Here is a 16,687-nt window from a genome sequence, read left to right on the forward strand (position 1 = left end):
TGTTAACGGAACTAAATCCATAATTATTTGTTAGAGTGTTTTTGATTGAAAATACTCTTTGGTCGTTAACTGTTGATCGCAATTAATACTTATAGCTTGACTATTAGATAATAGTTGCACTCAACTACTAGTTAAGATCATAATGTTTGTAATTTTTAACTAAAAACAACAAGATATCACCAAGCATGACACAATCAAAACGGGCTTTAATTACTGGTATTACTGGTCAAGATGGTTCTTATTTAACTGAGCTTTTACTGGAACAAGGTTATGAAGTCCACGGGATTATTCGCCGCACTTCTACTTTTAACACAGACCGGATTGACCATATGTATGAAGATCCCCATAATGAAAGTGCACGCCTCTTTCTACACTATGGTGATTTGACGGATGGAACAACACTACGACGGATTTTAGAAGAAGTCAAACCTACGGAAATTTATAATTTGGGGGCTCAATCCCACGTCCGGGTAAGCTTTGATTCACCTGAATATACAGCAGATGTTGTAGGTATGGGTACGTTGCGTTTATTAGAAGCAATCCGTGATTATCAACATCGTACTGGTATTCAAGTCCGCTTCTACCAAGCTGGTTCTTCGGAAATGTATGGTTTGGTACAAGCAGTCCCACAAAATGAAACTACACCATTTTATCCCCGTAGTCCTTACGCTTGTGCTAAGGTATACGCCCATTGGCAAACCGTAAATTACCGCGAATCTTACGATTTATTTGCTTGTAATGGTATTCTTTTTAATCATGAATCGCCTAGAAGGGGTGAAACCTTTGTTACCCGTAAAATAACTAGAGCCGTAGCCCGCATTGTCGCTGGTAAACAAAAAAATATCTTTATGGGTAATTTGGACTCTAAGAGAGATTGGGGTTATGCGAAAGATTACGTAAAAGCCATGTGGTTAATGTTGCAGCAACAACAACCAGATGATTATGTGGTGGCTACGGGAGAAACCCATTCAGTCAAAGAGTTTTTGGAGTTAGCATTTAGTTATGTTAATCTCGATTGGCAGAATTACGTAGAGTTTGATCAGCGTTATTTGCGTCCAGCCGAAGTAGATTTATTAATAGGTGATCCAACTAAAGTCCAGCAAAAATTAGGCTGGAAACCATCGGTAACATTTAAAGAACTGGTCGCGCTCATGGTCGAAGCTGATTTACAAGCTGTGGGTTGTACTTCCCCCAATGGTAGTGGTTCAAAACAACCTCAAGATATTGCTACTACCCGTCAAGAATTGGGATCTCTGCACTTTTAATTCAGATCAAGGATAACATATGACTGCCTTAAAATTAGAAAATAAACGGATTCTTGTGACCGGTGGGGCGGGTTTTCTCGGTCGTCAAGTGATAGATCAACTTTGTCAAAATGGCGCTGAACGTGATAAAATTACAGTGACGCGATCGCACGATTGTGATCTGCGGGTTTGGGAAAATTGCCAACGGGCAGTTGACCAACAGGATATTATCATTCATCTAGCTGCCCATGTGGGGGGTATTGGTCTAAATCGAGAAAAACCCGGTGAGTTATTTTATGATAACTTGATCATGGGGACGCAGTTAATCCATGCGGCTTATCAACAAGGTACGGAAAAATTTGTCTGTGTAGGAACTATTTGCGCTTATCCTAAGTTTACTCCTGTACCATTTAAAGAAGATGATATCTGGAATGGTTATCCAGAGGAAACTAACGCTCCTTATGGAATTGCCAAAAAAGCCCTGTTGGTACAATTACAATCTTACCGTCAGCAGTACGGCTTTAATGGTGTTTACCTTTTACCAGTGAATTTGTATGGACCTGAAGACAATTTTAACCCCAATAGTTCTCATGTGATTCCGGCTTTAATTCGCAAGGTACAAGAAGCCCAAACTAGGGGAGAAAAACAACTTCCTGTTTGGGGTGACGGTTCTCCTACTCGTGAATTTTTGTATTCTACGGATGCTGCACGAGGTATAGTGATGGGAACTCAGTTCTATAATGATGCTGAACCTGTTAATTTAGGAACTGGTTACGAGATATCCATTAAAGACCTAATTACCTTAATTTGCGAATTAATGGGGTATGACGGGGAAATTGTTTGGGAAACCGATAAACCCAATGGTCAACCCCGACGTTGTTTAGATACGGAAAGGGCAAAACAGGCTTTTGGTTTTACCGCTGAGGTAGAATTTAGAACAGGTTTAAAGAGTACCATTGATTGGTGGCGGAAAAACGCTGCATAAAGGTTATTCTCTCGTTTCTCTCGTTCCCAGTCTCGGACTGGGAATGCCTTCTAGAGTCTCTGACTCTAGTATACAATAGAAGGCAGATCCTTCTTAATTCATTCCTATACAGAGTATGGGAACGAGAGATAACGATATATACAGAGGGTGGGAAAGAGAGATTTATCTAACCACAGAGGCACGGAGGACACGGAGGAAAGAGGTTAAAGAGGAATTTTATGAGGCTTTGGAAATAATTAATTCACAATTCAGTAAAAAGGAATTGCGCCGGGTTTTACTCCAAAAACGCCAGTCTATGCCATTATTAGAATGGCGGGAAAAAAGCGATCGCCTGACCACTAACATCGAAAACTCAGTTATATTTAATCAAGCAAATACTATTCTGTCTTTTTTCAGTTTTCGTCAAGAACCTGATATTAGCTCGCTATATACTAATACTAATAAACGTTGGGGGTTTCCCCGTTGTGTTGATAAGTCTCTAGTTTGGCATTTTTGGCAACCTAATGACACGATTAATATTGGTGCTTATGGAATCAAGGAACCTCATTATGAAGCACCAATAATTGAGATTGAGGAAGTGGATTTAATTCTTGTTCCCTGTGTGGGTTGTGATGTCCAAGGATACCGCTTGGGTTATGGTGGAGGGTATTATGACCGTTTGTTAAATTCTCCCGGTTGGGATAGGAAACTAACTATGGGGGTGGTTTTTGATTTTGCTTATTTATCTCAATTACCGGTTGATAGTTGGGATAAGCCTTTAGAAACTGTGATTACAGAAAATGGAGATTAAAGATGAATGAACCACTCCAGGCACAGAGATAACAGAGAAATGAGGGTTTGAGAGATATTTTGCATAAGTCCTGATTTTATTAAATCGGAAATTTTTGATAAGATAAAAATATCATCTTGTTGGCGGTTTTAATTTACAATTAAATTATAAATATGCACATTGAAGAACTACATTTACAAAACTTTCGAGGTTTTCGAGAACTCAAATTAACGCTTCCTCCTGATTTGGCTGTGTTTATTGGAGTCAATGGTTCAGGTAATTAATTACAGTTATGAAAGTTGGGATATAGCTTCAGCTTTACACCCTCAAACTTTATTAGCTTATCAAAAACATGGTGCACCTTTGCGGTTAGTCTCACCAGTTAAACTTGGCTATAAACAAAGTAAATGGGTGACAGGAATCACCCTCACCAGTGAGTTATCAAATGCTCAAGGTTATTGGGAAGATAGGGGTTATGAATCGTTTGTAGGATTGTAAATAAAATAGGAGTTCAAGAGTATGGCTAACGCCACGCTTCGCTATCAGGAATTAGGAGAAAGAAAATTATAATTACCCCGACAACTAACAACTGACCTTATTTTTTCACTAAAATATAAGCATTTGTATATTCAGGTAATTTTTGAATATATTGTTCAAAATCTTTTTCACTAGCAAAAGTTCCGGCTAAAAAATCAAGTTGATAAAGGTTAGGCAAAAATGCGCCACCTGTATCCGCAATTACGCCCATTTTTAACTGTTTTTGATTATCTTCAATAATAATTATTTTTCCTAAACCAATATTCAAAACATCTCCCGCAAATGTTACTCCCGGTTTAATGGATATTTTAGCATCTATTTTATATCCATAACCTTTAATGGCATCAACTTCTTTAAAATACCAATAACGTTTTTGTGCAGTAGCTTTCAAACCCCTAATATAGGACATTTCATTATTTCTATCTACATTTAAAAACTCTTTAGTTCCATCAGTAAAATTAACTAAAATAGTTCCCTGCATGAGTGCTGCTTCTAACCCATTACGAGTTAAATAAGCAATAGGTTTAACTTTACCAAATTCCTTACCTCCAGGTTCATAAATACCTGATAAAACATCTTGTTTAGTATATTGAGTGTAAAATTTATTTTGACTTAATTCTTCGTTAATGGCGTAGATTGGTGTATTATATTTAGAAGTTTTTTGTCGAGAACCAGTATGAACAAAAACCGCGTATTTAGTAATTCTTAATTGTTTCTGTCGGGGATTTTCTGGATTATGAGCAGACCATTTAATCACGCGGAAATTGGCGTTAATAAAATTTGCATCTTGTAACCGAGTTGTGCGATTATTAGTAATATCTTCTTCTAAAACAACAATCATGAAATCCAAAGTTTTCAGAATATCTTTAACTGTAACTCCTTGAGTTAATAAAATTCCTGCACGTTGAATATCGGGGTCTTCTTGAGAATATTTTTGAAAATATTGTCTTGTATTTTTGAGTACGATTAACAAATCAGCTTGATTAAAATTTATTTGTCTATTTGGTAATTTTCCTGATTTTAATAACTGATGAGGATTGATACTATATTGATACTTTTTCCATTCATTAATAACTGAATAAAATATAGATTTTTCATTATCTTTAACATTTAAATTAGCTGGTTTTGGCGTAGATAAATTATCAGATAATCCTGCAAATGGAGAATTTACTATTTGGGATAATGTTGGATTTTTAACAATCTGTTGTTTTTTAATTGGCTGTTTATTAGTCATACCAACTATCAATAAAGTAGCAATAAATGCTGTAATTTTAATTTTTTGGTTAGATAGGATACGCATAATTTTTGAATGGCAACAATGATTATTATCTATTTTAGCATCTTCAGAAGTATTGACAATGGAAAATATCACCAATTAACCAAGGTAATTAATCATCCATTTCTTTGAGAGTTGCTAATGCTGAAGGTGATAAACGACTAAGATAGCGAAATATCCAATATTTAACTATAGTGTCTAAAATCACAGGAAATGTAGCAATAAACATAAACATATAATTTCTATTTGCTGGTAAACCCAAGTGTTCTGCAAATCCTTCCAGCATTATTTCCCACCCATGAGGTGAGTGAAATCCTACAAATACATCTGTACCTAAAATAATTAAAAAAGCCTTAGCACTATCACTCAAGCTATAAACGGTTTGGTCGATGAAGTATTGGAGAGAAATAATATCTTTTGTACTAAAAACAATTACTAATGCAAAGGCGATAAATGCTAAAATATCAGCAAATATATTACTAATAGCATTAGCACTTTTACCTCGAAATTCTGCGGCTAATTCTATCGCTTTTTCTTTAATCTTGGATTGTATATTTTCTTGAGAAATCTTCGTTTCTGAATTCAGCAAACTTTTAAACTTTAATTCTGCTGTAAATGTTTTTAATTCATGAAAAGCTTTTTCCTCCATTTCCTGATTTATAAAAATTTTGCTGGAGTTGTCATTACTCATTCTTTCTATTATAGGAAGGATAAATATCCGTTTAGATAATTGATGAGTCAGCAGAGGAATTATTATCAATAGTAATAAGAATTTCACAGCTATAGTTGTCCGCTGTCTGGATATTCGATACTTTTTAATAAATTCTTGATCTGCATTCGGTGATATATCACTAAGAATTTTTTTAAATGTTCTACCAATTGATCTGGGAAATATCCCTGTTTTTGTAAATGGTTGTGAGGAAACATCCTCAGGAGATTGTGATGATTTTTTCATGGTAAGATAAATCTATAAATTAGAGGTTAGATGTAGCCATGATCAACGTCTACAACTATAACAATTAAAAAGGTTGATATTCAACTGTAAAATACATACCATTTTCTTATGATCTATTGCCAGTTTCATCTAATTTAACTGAGAGGTTGGTGGAAAATTTAGAACAATGGTAAAAATATCTCTCAGTATAGGCTCAAACCCTGATTTGTCAACAAATCTTCATATATTCCCCTCATTGTAGTAGGATGGTTATATTTAGTGTAAAAATATTTCTACTGAAATAAGCTGCAAAAGAAAAATTATGACTATGTATCCTAACCTCAAACGTGCATTCTCTCGTCCTGTACTAAAAGTCATTAGCGGTTTGAATAACTTCAATACTGCTAATGTTTCCGCAACGGTCAAAGCCGCTGATTTAGGTGGTGCTACCTTTGTAGATATTGCTGCTGATATAGATTTGGTAAGATTGGCAAAAAGCTTGACTAAATTACCTATTTGTGTATCTGCGGTTGAACCGGAAAAATTTGTAACCGCTGTCGCTGCTGGTGCTGATTTAATTGAAATCGGGAATTTCGATTCTTTCTACGCTCAAGGGCGTAGATTTGAAGCTGCTGAGGTTTTGACACTAACTCGCCAAACTCGTGCCTTGCTGCCAGAAATTACCCTATCTGTGACTGTTCCCCATATTCTTACCTTAGACCAACAAGTACAATTGGCTGAGGATTTGGTGAAAGCTGGCGCTGATATCATTCAAACTGAAGGTGGTACTAGTAGCAATCCTATCCACCCCGGTACTTTGGGTTTAATTGAAAAGGCTACTCCTACTTTAGCCGCAGCTTATGAAATTGCCCGTGCGGTTTCTGTCCCTGTATTGTGTGCTTCCGGTATTTCTAATGTTACTGCACCAATGGCCATTGCCGCCGGTGCGGCTGGTGTTGGTGTCGGTTCAGCTATCAGCCAACTCAACAGCGAAATCGCCATGATTGCTGCTGTACGTAGTTTGGCAGAAGCTTTGGCAGCAGTCAATATCCGCACATTTGCTTAAAAGGAAGGAGTTCAGGAGTTCAGAAGAAAGGAGAATTTATTCTCCCCCTGTTCCCCTGTTCTCCTGTTTCTTCCCACTTCGACAAATTCAAGATAAACAACTTTTCAGGGTATCAATGACCTGATCTTGTTGTTCTTCCTCTAATTCTGGGAACATGGGTAAAGATAAAACCTCATGACAGGCTTGCTCTGCTATCGGTAATTGTCCTGGTTGATAACCTAAATTTTTATACACTGGCTGCCAATGCAAAGGTAAAGGATAGTAAATCATGGAATTAACCCCCTGTTCCTGCATTTGATTTTTGACAAAATCTCGATATTTACCGCTGACACCATTGCGTCTTTCCCCAGAAATCCGAATAGTGTATTGATTCCAAACACCAACTCCTCCAGGCAATTCTTGGGGGACAATGATATCAGAAATTTGGCTCAGATGTTGGTAATAATAATCAGCGATTTGCTTACGTCTGTTGTTCCAAAGATCCAGATAACGAAGTTTAATTTGTAGAATTACGGCTTGAATAGCATCTAAACGACTATTAACACCAATTTCTTCATGAATATATCTTACTTTACTACCATGTTCTCGCAAAATTCGCAATTGAGTAGCGATCGCTGGATCATTTGTGGTAACGGCCCCACCATCGCCACAACCGCCCAGATTTTTGGTAGGGTAGAAACTAAAGCAACCAACATGGCCAATACTACCAACTTTTTGATTTTCCCAACTTGCACCAGTAGCTTGAGCGCAATCTTCAATTACTGCTAAATTATGAGCTTTAGCAATCTCCATTAATCCTGTCATATCCACAGGGATTCCAAATAAATGGACCGGGATAATCGCTTTGGTCTTTGGTGTAATTGCTGCTTCTAGTTTATACACATCTAAATTAAACGTAGTCGCGTCAATATCCACAAATACTGGTGTTGCCCCGACAGCACTAATAACTTCTGTCGTTGCAAAAAAGGTAAATGGGGTGGTAATAACCTCATCACCTGCTCCAATTCCTAAAGCACGTAATGCTAAAAATAGAGCATCAGTACCAGAGTTACAGGCTACACATTCACTAACACCATGATAAGCTGCAAACTGTTGTTCAAAATCTGTAATTGCAGGACCTCCAATATAACGCCCAGAAGCCAGAACTGCTAAGACAGCAGCACTTACTTCAGTTTCAATGGTGGCATATTGTTGTTTAATATCAAAGGCGGGAATCGGATTTACACTTTTAATCATGAGGTTTTATTTGTCAGTTGTCAGTTGTTAGTTGTCAGTTGTCAGGTTAAAAAGATTTCTCTGTTCCCTATTCCCTGTAATACGTAAAGTTTTTAATTGTTAAGAGGTAGAGAAACTATGCCAGAGCTAATCAAATTAGATATGGTAGATTTGGCTTTAGCAATGGGTTTAATGGCCATTGCCATTGGTATATCGGCGTGGGAGCAATTAGGACTAGAATTAAATTTAAGTGTAGCTACTGGTAGAACTATTCTCCAGCTACTTGTATTAGGATACACTTTTGACTTCATTTTTGCCGTTAACAATGTTTGGGCGGTAGTGGGAATTTTAGCAATAATTCTGACAATTACTGCAATTATTACTCGCAACCGCATCAGTCAAAAAATTCCGCAAGTCTTACTTTTAGCTGGAAGTGCGATTTTTGTCAGCACGTCCTTAACATTACTTTATACCAATTTTTTAATTATTCAACCAGAAAGATGGTATGAACCACGTTATATCATTCCAATAGCAAGCATATTGCTGGGTAATGCCATGAATGCAGCAGTAATAGCTGGAGAACGTTTTGTTGGTAGTATCAAGCAATTTCCCACAGAAATAGAAACCCATTTAAGTTTAGGTGCAACTCCCGTACAGGCGATTAAACCCTACCAGAAAGAAGCCATTCGCGCTGCAATTATGCCCACCTTGAATCAAATGATGTTAATTGGTATGGTGACAATACCAACCTTCACCAATGGACAATTATTAGCTGGTATCACACCCCTAGAGGCTGTATCCTATGAGATTTTAATTATTTTTATGGTAGCTGTGACAAATTTGTTAACAACCATTTTAATTACTAAGGGCTTATGTCGACAATTTTTCAATTCTGTCATGCAGTTAGTTAGGTAATACATAGTTCATTGGCTAAACTGATATAGTATCATCATTCTTAATAATATCCAGTATTCATCATGAGTCAATGTCTAAACCCCACCTGTCTTCACCAAAATCTCCAGGATGCTAGTTTTTGTGAAAAATGTGGTGGTAAAATCCTGCTAGATGGTCGTTATCGTCCCATAAAAATTCTCGGAGAAGGTGGTTTCGGGAGAACATTTCAAGCATTAGATGAGAAAAGATTAAATACACCCTGTGTGATCAAACAATTCTTACCCCAACAAGCGGGAAGCATCGCATTACAAAAAGCCACTGAATTATTTAAACAAGAATCTAAAAGACTGCAAGAACTAGGAAAACATCCGCAAATACCAGATTTACTGGCATTTTTTCCCGAAGATGGTAGACTTTATTTGATTCAAGAATTTATTGATGGTCAAAACTTACTACAAGAATTACAAAATAAAGGAACATTAAAAGAACCAGAAATCAAAACTCTTCTGGAAAAATTATTACCAGTTTTACAATTTATCCATGACAATCAAGTTATTCATCGAGACATAAAACTAGAAAATATTATTAAAAGTAAAAATGGGACATTATTCTTAATTGATTTTGGGGTTTCCAAAGAAACAACTGGCAGTATTTTAACTAGATTTGGGACTATTACTGGTACTCCTGGATTTGCTCCACCAGAACAGTTTCGGGGTATAGTTTACCATAGTAGTGACCTCTATAGTTTAGCAGTTACCTGTGTGAGATTATTAACGGGACATTTGCAAGAAATTAATGGTGTAGATAAATTGTTTGATACTAATACAATGCAGTGGCAATGGCAAAAATATGTTTCTGTAAGTCAGGAATTAAAAGATGTATTAGAAACAATGTTGCAGGATATTCCCGCTAACCGTTATCAATCAGCTACAGAAGTTTTAGCAGCATTATCCAATACCAAAGCAAGAGTCCGACAACAAGTTTCTCCCCATTCCTCAAAACAGTCAATTTATTCACCAACAAACATAACCAAAATCCCAGGAAATACTCCCTTAGATATAAATTCCGCACTATCATTTACAGAAGACTTAGGAAAAGGTGTCAAATTAGAGATGATAGCCATACCTGGAGGAACTTTTCTCATGGGTTCACCAGAAAATGAAGTGGAAAGATTTAGTGATGAAAGTCCCCAACATGAAGTTACAGTTCCCGGCTTTTTTATAGGAAAATATCAGTTGACACAACTACAATATCAGACTATCATGGGGACTAATCCTTCTTACTTTAAAGGCGACAATCGCCCAGTTGAAGGAGTCTGTTGGGAAGATGCAGTTAAATTTTGTCAAAAGTTAAATCACTCGACACTAGGAAACTACAGATTACCAAGTGAAGCTGAATGGGAGTACGCTTGTAGGGCTGGAACAAAAACGCCATTTCATTTTGGTGACAACGTCACCACGGATTTAGTCAATTACAATGGTAATTATCCGTACCCGTCTGCACCAAAAGGCAAATATCGAGAACAAACTACAGATGTAGGAATTTTTCCTCCTAATGCTTTCGGTTTGTATGATATGCACGGAAATGTGTGGGAATGGTGCGAAGATGAACGCCATGAAAACTATATAAATGCACCTACAGATGGTAGTTCTTGGCAGAGCAGAATCAGTGTAGGTGAAAAGGTTCTTCGTGGTGGTTGCTGGCACGACTACGCTAGATACTGTCGTTCTGCGTGTCGTCTCAAATCTCCCTGTTGCAGTCGCAATTACTTCTATGGTTTTCGGGTGGTGTTGTCCCCCAGTCGTTCTTAATCCCCCCTACGGTTGATGGAAAAATTCTATGGTCAGAAGTTGAATCATCTTTATGACCAGGAACATGGTTCACAAGCCTGGTCTTTTTTGGAGCGTTGTAGGTAAAAATAAATATATTAAACCCCTATAATTTTTTTCAATAGCGATAATTTACCCTGATAGGGTGCATATCGCCAATCTATATCCCAAGGTAACGAGTTTTGTAGCACGCTCTTGTAATGAGAAAATGTGTTAAAACTCGCTTTTCCGTGATAGCTACCCATTCCACTATCACCCACACCTCCAAATGGTAGAGACGAGACAGCAACTTGCATTACCGTATCATTAATACATACTCCTCCAGATGATGTTTCCTGTAAAATGCGTTTTTGCAGGTTTTTGTTTTGGGAAAATAAATATAAAGCCAGAGGTTTTGGTCGAGAGTTAATTAAAGTAATAGCTTCATTGATATCTGTATATTCAATGATTGGCAAAATCGGACCAAAAATCTCATCTTGCATGACTGCATCTTCTAAAGAAACATTATCTAATAAAGTGGGAGCAATATAAAGTTCTTCAGGTTTAGTTTCTCCACCGATGATCACCTTGCCACATTTGAGTAAATTAGTTAATCGGTGAAAATGCTTTTGATGAATAATTCTGGCATAATCAGGACTGGTAGCTGGATTTTCCCCATAAAATTCTTGAAGATATTTTTTCAAAGCATTGATTAAATCCGGTTTAATTTTTTGATCTACTAAAAGATAATCAGGAGCGATACAAGTTTGTCCAGCATTAATAAATTTACCCCAAGTAATGCGTTTGGCGGTATGTTCCAAATTAATGTCTGTATCAATGATACAAGGACTTTTTCCTCCTAATTCTAAAGTAACTGGAGTGAGATGTTTTGCAGCAGCTTCCATGACGATTTTACCAATAGCTGTACCACCAGTAAAAAAGATGTGATCAAATTTTTCTGCTAGTAGCTGTTGACTAGTTTCTACTGATCCAGGGATGACAGTAATATACTCTGGAGAAAAGTATTTATGAATTAGTTCTGAGATTAAATTAGAAGTATGAGGTGCAAATTCTGAAGGCTTAATGATTGTACAATTTCCCGAAGCGATCGCCCCAACTAAAGGTGAGATAATTAATTGAAAAGGATAATTCCAAGGACCAATAATTAATATTACTCCCAAGGGTTCGGGATATATTTTAGCCGAGTATGAAAACAAGTCCCAAGGAACGGCTGCTTTTTTGGGTTTTGTCCAATTATTGATATGTTTAAGGGCATAATCAATTTCTTTATTAACACCGATTTCTGTAGCGTAAGTTTCAAATTCAGGCTTATGTAAATCTGATTTTAATGCCTGGATAATTGCCGATTTATTCTCCATTACTAATTGTTTGAGAATTTGGAGTTGAGCAATCCGAAAAGCCAGATCTTTAGTTTTACCAGTTTGGAAAAACTGCCGTTGTTTAGCAATAATCTCGATGCACCTTGGTAATTCGTTAGTAATCATTTTTAACAAAATATTCGAGTATATGTTTTAGTATAATGCAATAACCTCTCGTAGAGATTCACAAATTATGGATTTGTCCAATTTTACCACACTACAAAACCTAGAATCAGCCTTTGGTGGGGAATCAATGGCAAATCGTAAATACCTATTTTTTGCAGCGGTAGCACGTAAACTAGGATTTTCCGATTTAGCGAAACTTTTTAAAGAAACAGCAGATCAAGAAACTGAGCACGCTTTTGCACATTTTGAGTTATTACATCCAGAACTTGTTGTCAAAGATGCAGCGGTTTTAACTGTTGAACAAAAACAGGAAATCATCTCTCGTTGTTTATCCTTGGCAATAGCAGGAGAAACCTATGAATACACGACAATGTACCCTGAATTTGCTGCTGCTGCCCAAACGGATCGGGATGATCCTGCAGCGGCTGAATTTCTCAAACAAGCTCAAGAATCTAACGATCATGCTAACACATTTCGTACCGCAGCCCATCGATTTGGATTGCTCAAATTCATTGAAAATTATCACGCAGATCGCTACACTGAAGCGTTGAAAGTATTAAATGGTGGGGAAGCAGCCACCACAGTAGTAGATGAAAATCCCGAAACCCAAAAATGGATTTGTAGACAATGTAGTATGATTTATGATCCTGTGACTGGTGATCCTGATTCGGGAATTGCTCCGGGTACTGCTTTTGCAGATATTCCTGATGATTGGTATTGTCCTATTTGTGGTGCAACGAAGAAAACCTTTAAGATATTTGAAAAATTTTCTCACGATGAGCCAGATCATGGCAAGGTAAATAAAAGTCTCTGATGTTTCCGGTAATAACTCATAATCTCTGACTTTCCGCATAGCGACTTCACGCTTGCGACCACCTTTTTTGGCTTCTGGAATCAATTCATATTGCGCGTTAGTCAAATTACTGGGGTATCCCTTACTTATATTACTCTCTCAGCACTGTGTTTTTTCTATTCACAGCTTACACTGGGAGAGCTTTTTTACTCACTCACTTACTTTTCAAACACCCTCTTACCATTTTGGCAGAAATGTTGAATGTCGTTACAAAACTTTACATATTTAAGTATAGTAGTATTATTAAGGGTAAAAATGTAAACATTTCATAATATCTTCCATCGGATGTAGATTGATTCATATTTTATACCTTCTCAATCATGATATGGTGGGCATTACCCACCCTGCAAAATACTATCTTTCTAAATCCTTGATTTCCTTGGGAACTTTGGCTGTTAAAACCTCATTTCCATCTTGAGTAACTAATACATCATCTTCAATACGAATCCCAATTCCCACCCAACGGGGGTCAATTTCTGGTTGGTCTTCTGCGGGTTTCGTGTTCGGGACTATATAAAGTCCTGGTTCTATGGTTAACACCTGACCCGCTTGTAAGATTTGGGGGTTTTCTCCATATTGATAAACGCCGACATCATGAACATCTAAACCTAACCAATGACTGGTGCGGTGCATATAAAAGGGTTTATATTTTTCCTCGGCGATTAATTTATCAATTTCCCCTTTGAGTAAACCCAGTTCCACTAATCCCTCTGTTAATATCCGTACCGCTGCATTATGAGGTGCATGAAAAGAATTACCCGGTTTAACTTCTGCTATTGCTTGTTTTTGTGCTGCTAATACAATTTCATATAATGCTTTTTGTTCTGGTGTGAACTTACCACCAACAGGAAATGTCCGGGTAATGTCTGAATTATAATAACCATAAGCGCAACCAGCATCAATCAACAGTAAATCATGTTCTTGCATTTTACAGTTATTTTCAATATAATGCAGTACGCAAGCATTCGCACCGGAAGCAACAATAGAAGGATAAGCGGGACCCATTCCGCCTCTTAACCGGAAGATATGTTCTATTTCTGCTTGAATTTCATACTCATAACGTCCCGGCGTAGCGTTTTTCAAAGCATGATCATGAGCTTCTGCTGCAATTTCTACAGCTTGACGGATAAGGTCTAATTCTGTTTTGCTTTTATATAACCTTAAATTGTTGATAACAGTACCAGCATCAACGATAGACGTTGGACCAGTACCACGTTTAGGATAGCTTAGAAGTAGATTTTGATAATGTTGGAGAATTTTGTTGTTAAAATGGTGGTCACGCCCTAAATGATAATAAATACAAGCGGCTTTTTCTAAATATTGGGGTAGTTTCTCGTCTAACTCTGCAATGGAGTAAGCTGCGTCTGCACCATAAAGTTCTTTTGCTCCCTCTACTCCACAACGATAACCATTCCAAACTTCCTTTTCTGGGTCTTTCGGTTGCACAAATAATATAAACTGATGTTCTGGATGATCGGGTGCTAAAACTGCGACGGCTTGGGCTTCATTAAAGCCAGTTAAGTAAAAGAAATCACTATCCTGACGATAAACATACTCGACATCATTGTGCATTACTGCTGTGGGCGCACTCCTGAAAATCGCTGTACCGCTGCCTATTTTCGCCATTAACTGCTCACGACGTTGCCGATATTCTGTTTGCATAGTTGATTTATTGATGGTATTGTTTTTGAGATTTAACAATTATAGACTACTAAGAATGTTGTCGAGAAAATTGCTAGTTTTACTTATTTTAGCTAATTTTCTCTTTATTTGTGTTCACCAATCTTTTTTTGGACGAACCACAGAGGACACGGAGGTGGAGTTTTATGCTTACATATATTATTTATTATTGAAAATTTCGATGTCAAGAAACCAGAACTTTATCTTTAAATGATGACTTTAATTAATAGAATATAAAATATTTTTTGATTGTTTAGATATTACTTTTAATTTTTAAAAGTTCGTATTTATAAACATAATTAAAATGTCTATAAATACTGACATTAAATAAAAATAATTAACCAGATGTTTACTGTTTACAGAATCTTCATGAAAAGCAAATTAAAAATAGATATTAATTACTCATAAAAACGCATCATGTCTGATCAATTATCTTTAGATACAAGAAATTACGGTTTACAAGCTCAAGATAAAATTGAGCAAGGATCACCTCTTGAGGATTTAAAAACTTCATCTTTTAGTAGTAGAAGTTCTTCTGTTTCTCCATTAGCAGACCCATTATTACCAACAAATCCACTAGCTACATTACCAGTTGGTAGTGCTAATCCCAATCCTAATCCTTATTTAACTAGTGCAGCAGTTGTTCCTGATTTTAATGGTGATGGTAAAACAGATAAACTGTGGGTAAATGCTCAAACTGGTGAAATTCTAGTGCGGTTGATGAACGGTACACAGGTTTTGGAACAGGGTTCTTTAGGTAAATATGACCTAACAGCTTATGACTATAAACTTGCTGATTTTAATGGTGATAATAAGACTGATTTCTTATTACGCAATAAGACAACTGGCGATAATATAATTGTGCTAATGGATGGTGCAAAAGTTTCTAATTATTTGACTTTAGATCGGGTTGATCCAGGTTGGACTGCAAATATTGGTGATTTCAATGGCGATCGCAAAACTGATATTTTCTGGCATAATGGGACTACTGGTGAAAATGCCATTTGGCAAATGGATGGGACAACAGTAATTAGTGCCAATATCTTAGAAACTACCAGTCCTGGATTAACTGCAACTATCGTTGATTTTGATGGTAATGGCAAGAGTGACATATTCTGGCGCAATACCACCACAGGGGAAAATACCGCTTGGTTTATGGATGGTAGTCAAGCCACCAAGTATAATCTGCAAGCACAGGATGCTTCTTGGACCTCTACCCTGGGGGATTTTAACGGCGACTTCAAAACTGATATTTTGTGGCGCAACACCCAAACAGGGGAAAATAAGATTTGGACAATGAATGGTGTTTTTGTGACTGAGGGTACTGTCAGTACATTAGGTACAGATTGGACTGCAAAAATTGGTGATTTCAATGGTGATGGTAAAACTGATATCTTCTGGCACAATGCTACTACTGGTGCAAATACTGCTTGGTTGATGGATGGTACAGCAGTTAGTTCCGAAGCTTTCTTACCTAGTAATACTCCTGGTTTGACAGCATCTTTAGGTGATTTCAATGGTGATGGTAAGACTGATATTTACTGGAGAGATCAACAAACATCCGCAGATAAAATCTGGACTATGAATGGAACTCTAGCTACTGAAACTCCTATTGCTGATACGGAGAAGCTGACTCCAGAATGGTATACAGGTTGATTTGGTAATTCCTAACAATTATAAGCGATTGCTTTCTATGATTTTACGGAAAGTGATCGCTTTTTTATTGCTAGTTATATTTTTTTGATTACCAATAATATACAGCAGTTTGATCTCAAACGCGGTCCAAAGATGGTAAACTTTAAAGATGGAAAAAAAGAAAATAATTGAGATATATATGGCAGCAGCATATTCGACTGATATAAGACAAAAAATATTAAGTGCTTGGCAAAATAAAGAAGGCACGCAAAGAGAGTTAGCAGCG

The 16,687-nt window shown here is 36.9% G+C and carries 13 protein-coding genes and 1 pseudogene; 9 read left to right on the top strand and 5 right to left on the bottom strand.

Features of this window, described 5'->3' with window-relative positions; genetic code table 11:
* The first annotated feature begins 185 nt into the window (after positions 1-185).
* From gmd to H6G44_RS09070, 4 genes and pseudogenes are all read left to right on the top strand, one after another.
* A complete protein-coding gene (gmd, locus tag H6G44_RS09055) occupies positions 186-1,265 on the top strand; it encodes a GDP-mannose 4,6-dehydratase (RefSeq protein WP_190385187.1) in 1,080 nt (359 codons plus the stop codon).
* A 19-nt stretch (positions 1,266-1,284) separates the two neighbouring features.
* Positions 1,285-2,229 carry a GDP-L-fucose synthase family protein gene (locus H6G44_RS09060; RefSeq protein WP_190385186.1) on the top strand — a complete coding sequence of 315 codons (945 nt, stop codon included), beginning with the start codon at positions 1,285-1,287 and terminating at the stop codon, positions 2,227-2,229.
* Between the two features lie 226 nt (positions 2,230-2,455).
* The gene (locus H6G44_RS09065; RefSeq protein ID WP_190385254.1) at positions 2,456-3,019 is read left to right on the top strand and encodes a 5-formyltetrahydrofolate cyclo-ligase; all 564 of its coding nucleotides are present in this window, start codon (positions 2,456-2,458) and stop codon (positions 3,017-3,019) included.
* A gap of 270 nt (positions 3,020-3,289) precedes the next feature.
* Positions 3,290-3,496 (top strand): annotated as a pseudogene (locus H6G44_RS09070) (molybdopterin-dependent oxidoreductase); the annotation flags it as partial.
* A 97-nt stretch (positions 3,497-3,593) separates the two neighbouring features.
* Here H6G44_RS09070 and H6G44_RS09075 read toward each other — a convergent pair.
* On the bottom strand, positions 3,594-4,835 hold the full coding sequence (locus H6G44_RS09075) for a hypothetical protein (RefSeq protein WP_190385185.1): 1,242 nt from the start codon (positions 4,833-4,835) through the stop codon (positions 3,594-3,596).
* 88 nt (positions 4,836-4,923) lie between these two features.
* Positions 4,924-5,766: a CemA family protein gene (locus H6G44_RS09080; RefSeq protein WP_190385184.1), complete on the bottom strand. Its 843-nt coding sequence runs from the start codon at positions 5,764-5,766 to the stop codon at positions 4,924-4,926.
* Positions 5,767-6,067: 301 nt separating this feature from the next.
* On the opposite strand from H6G44_RS09080, the gene H6G44_RS09085 reads away from it, so the two are divergent.
* Positions 6,068-6,811, top strand: coding sequence for a DUF561 domain-containing protein (locus H6G44_RS09085; protein WP_190385183.1), 744 nt, complete (start codon positions 6,068-6,070; stop codon positions 6,809-6,811).
* A gap of 87 nt (positions 6,812-6,898) precedes the next feature.
* Here H6G44_RS09085 and H6G44_RS09090 read toward each other — a convergent pair whose 3' ends face one another.
* Positions 6,899-8,047, bottom strand: a complete 1,149-nt coding sequence (locus H6G44_RS09090) for a DegT/DnrJ/EryC1/StrS family aminotransferase (protein WP_190385182.1) — start codon at positions 8,045-8,047, stop codon at positions 6,899-6,901.
* Positions 8,048-8,164: 117 nt separating this feature from the next.
* On the opposite strand from H6G44_RS09090, the gene H6G44_RS09095 reads away from it, so the two are divergent.
* Complete coding sequence (locus H6G44_RS09095) at positions 8,165-8,941, top strand: ABC transporter permease (protein WP_190385181.1); 777 nt, start codon at positions 8,165-8,167, stop codon at positions 8,939-8,941.
* Between the two features lie 62 nt (positions 8,942-9,003).
* Positions 9,004-10,731, top strand: a complete 1,728-nt coding sequence (locus tag H6G44_RS09100; RefSeq protein WP_190385180.1) for a bifunctional serine/threonine-protein kinase/formylglycine-generating enzyme family protein — start codon at positions 9,004-9,006, stop codon at positions 10,729-10,731.
* 116 nt (positions 10,732-10,847) lie between these two features.
* On the opposite strand, the gene H6G44_RS09105 is transcribed toward H6G44_RS09100, so the two are convergent.
* Positions 10,848-12,233, bottom strand: coding sequence for an aldehyde dehydrogenase (locus tag H6G44_RS09105; protein WP_190385179.1), 1,386 nt, complete (start codon positions 12,231-12,233; stop codon positions 10,848-10,850).
* A gap of 67 nt (positions 12,234-12,300) precedes the next feature.
* Here H6G44_RS09105 and H6G44_RS09110 point away from each other — a divergent pair, with 67 nt between their 5' ends.
* Entirely contained in the window at positions 12,301-13,047 is a 747-nt protein-coding gene (locus tag H6G44_RS09110) for a rubrerythrin family protein (RefSeq protein WP_190385178.1), read from the top strand.
* Between the two features lie 393 nt (positions 13,048-13,440).
* Here the strand turns inward: H6G44_RS09110 and H6G44_RS09115 are convergent, their stop codons facing one another.
* Positions 13,441-14,748, bottom strand: coding sequence for an aminopeptidase P N-terminal domain-containing protein (locus H6G44_RS09115; protein WP_190385177.1), 1,308 nt, complete (start codon positions 14,746-14,748; stop codon positions 13,441-13,443).
* Positions 14,749-15,183: 435 nt separating this feature from the next.
* On the opposite strand from H6G44_RS09115, the gene H6G44_RS09120 reads away from it, so the two are divergent.
* Entirely contained in the window at positions 15,184-16,422 is a 1,239-nt protein-coding gene (locus H6G44_RS09120; protein ID WP_190385176.1) for an FG-GAP repeat domain-containing protein, read from the top strand.
* Positions 16,423-16,687 lie beyond the last annotated feature (265 nt).

The sequence above is a fragment of the Aphanizomenon flos-aquae FACHB-1287 genome (assembly GCF_014698755.1).
GTDB classification, from domain to species: Bacteria; Cyanobacteriota; Cyanobacteriia; order Cyanobacteriales; family Nostocaceae; genus Dolichospermum; species Dolichospermum flosaquae.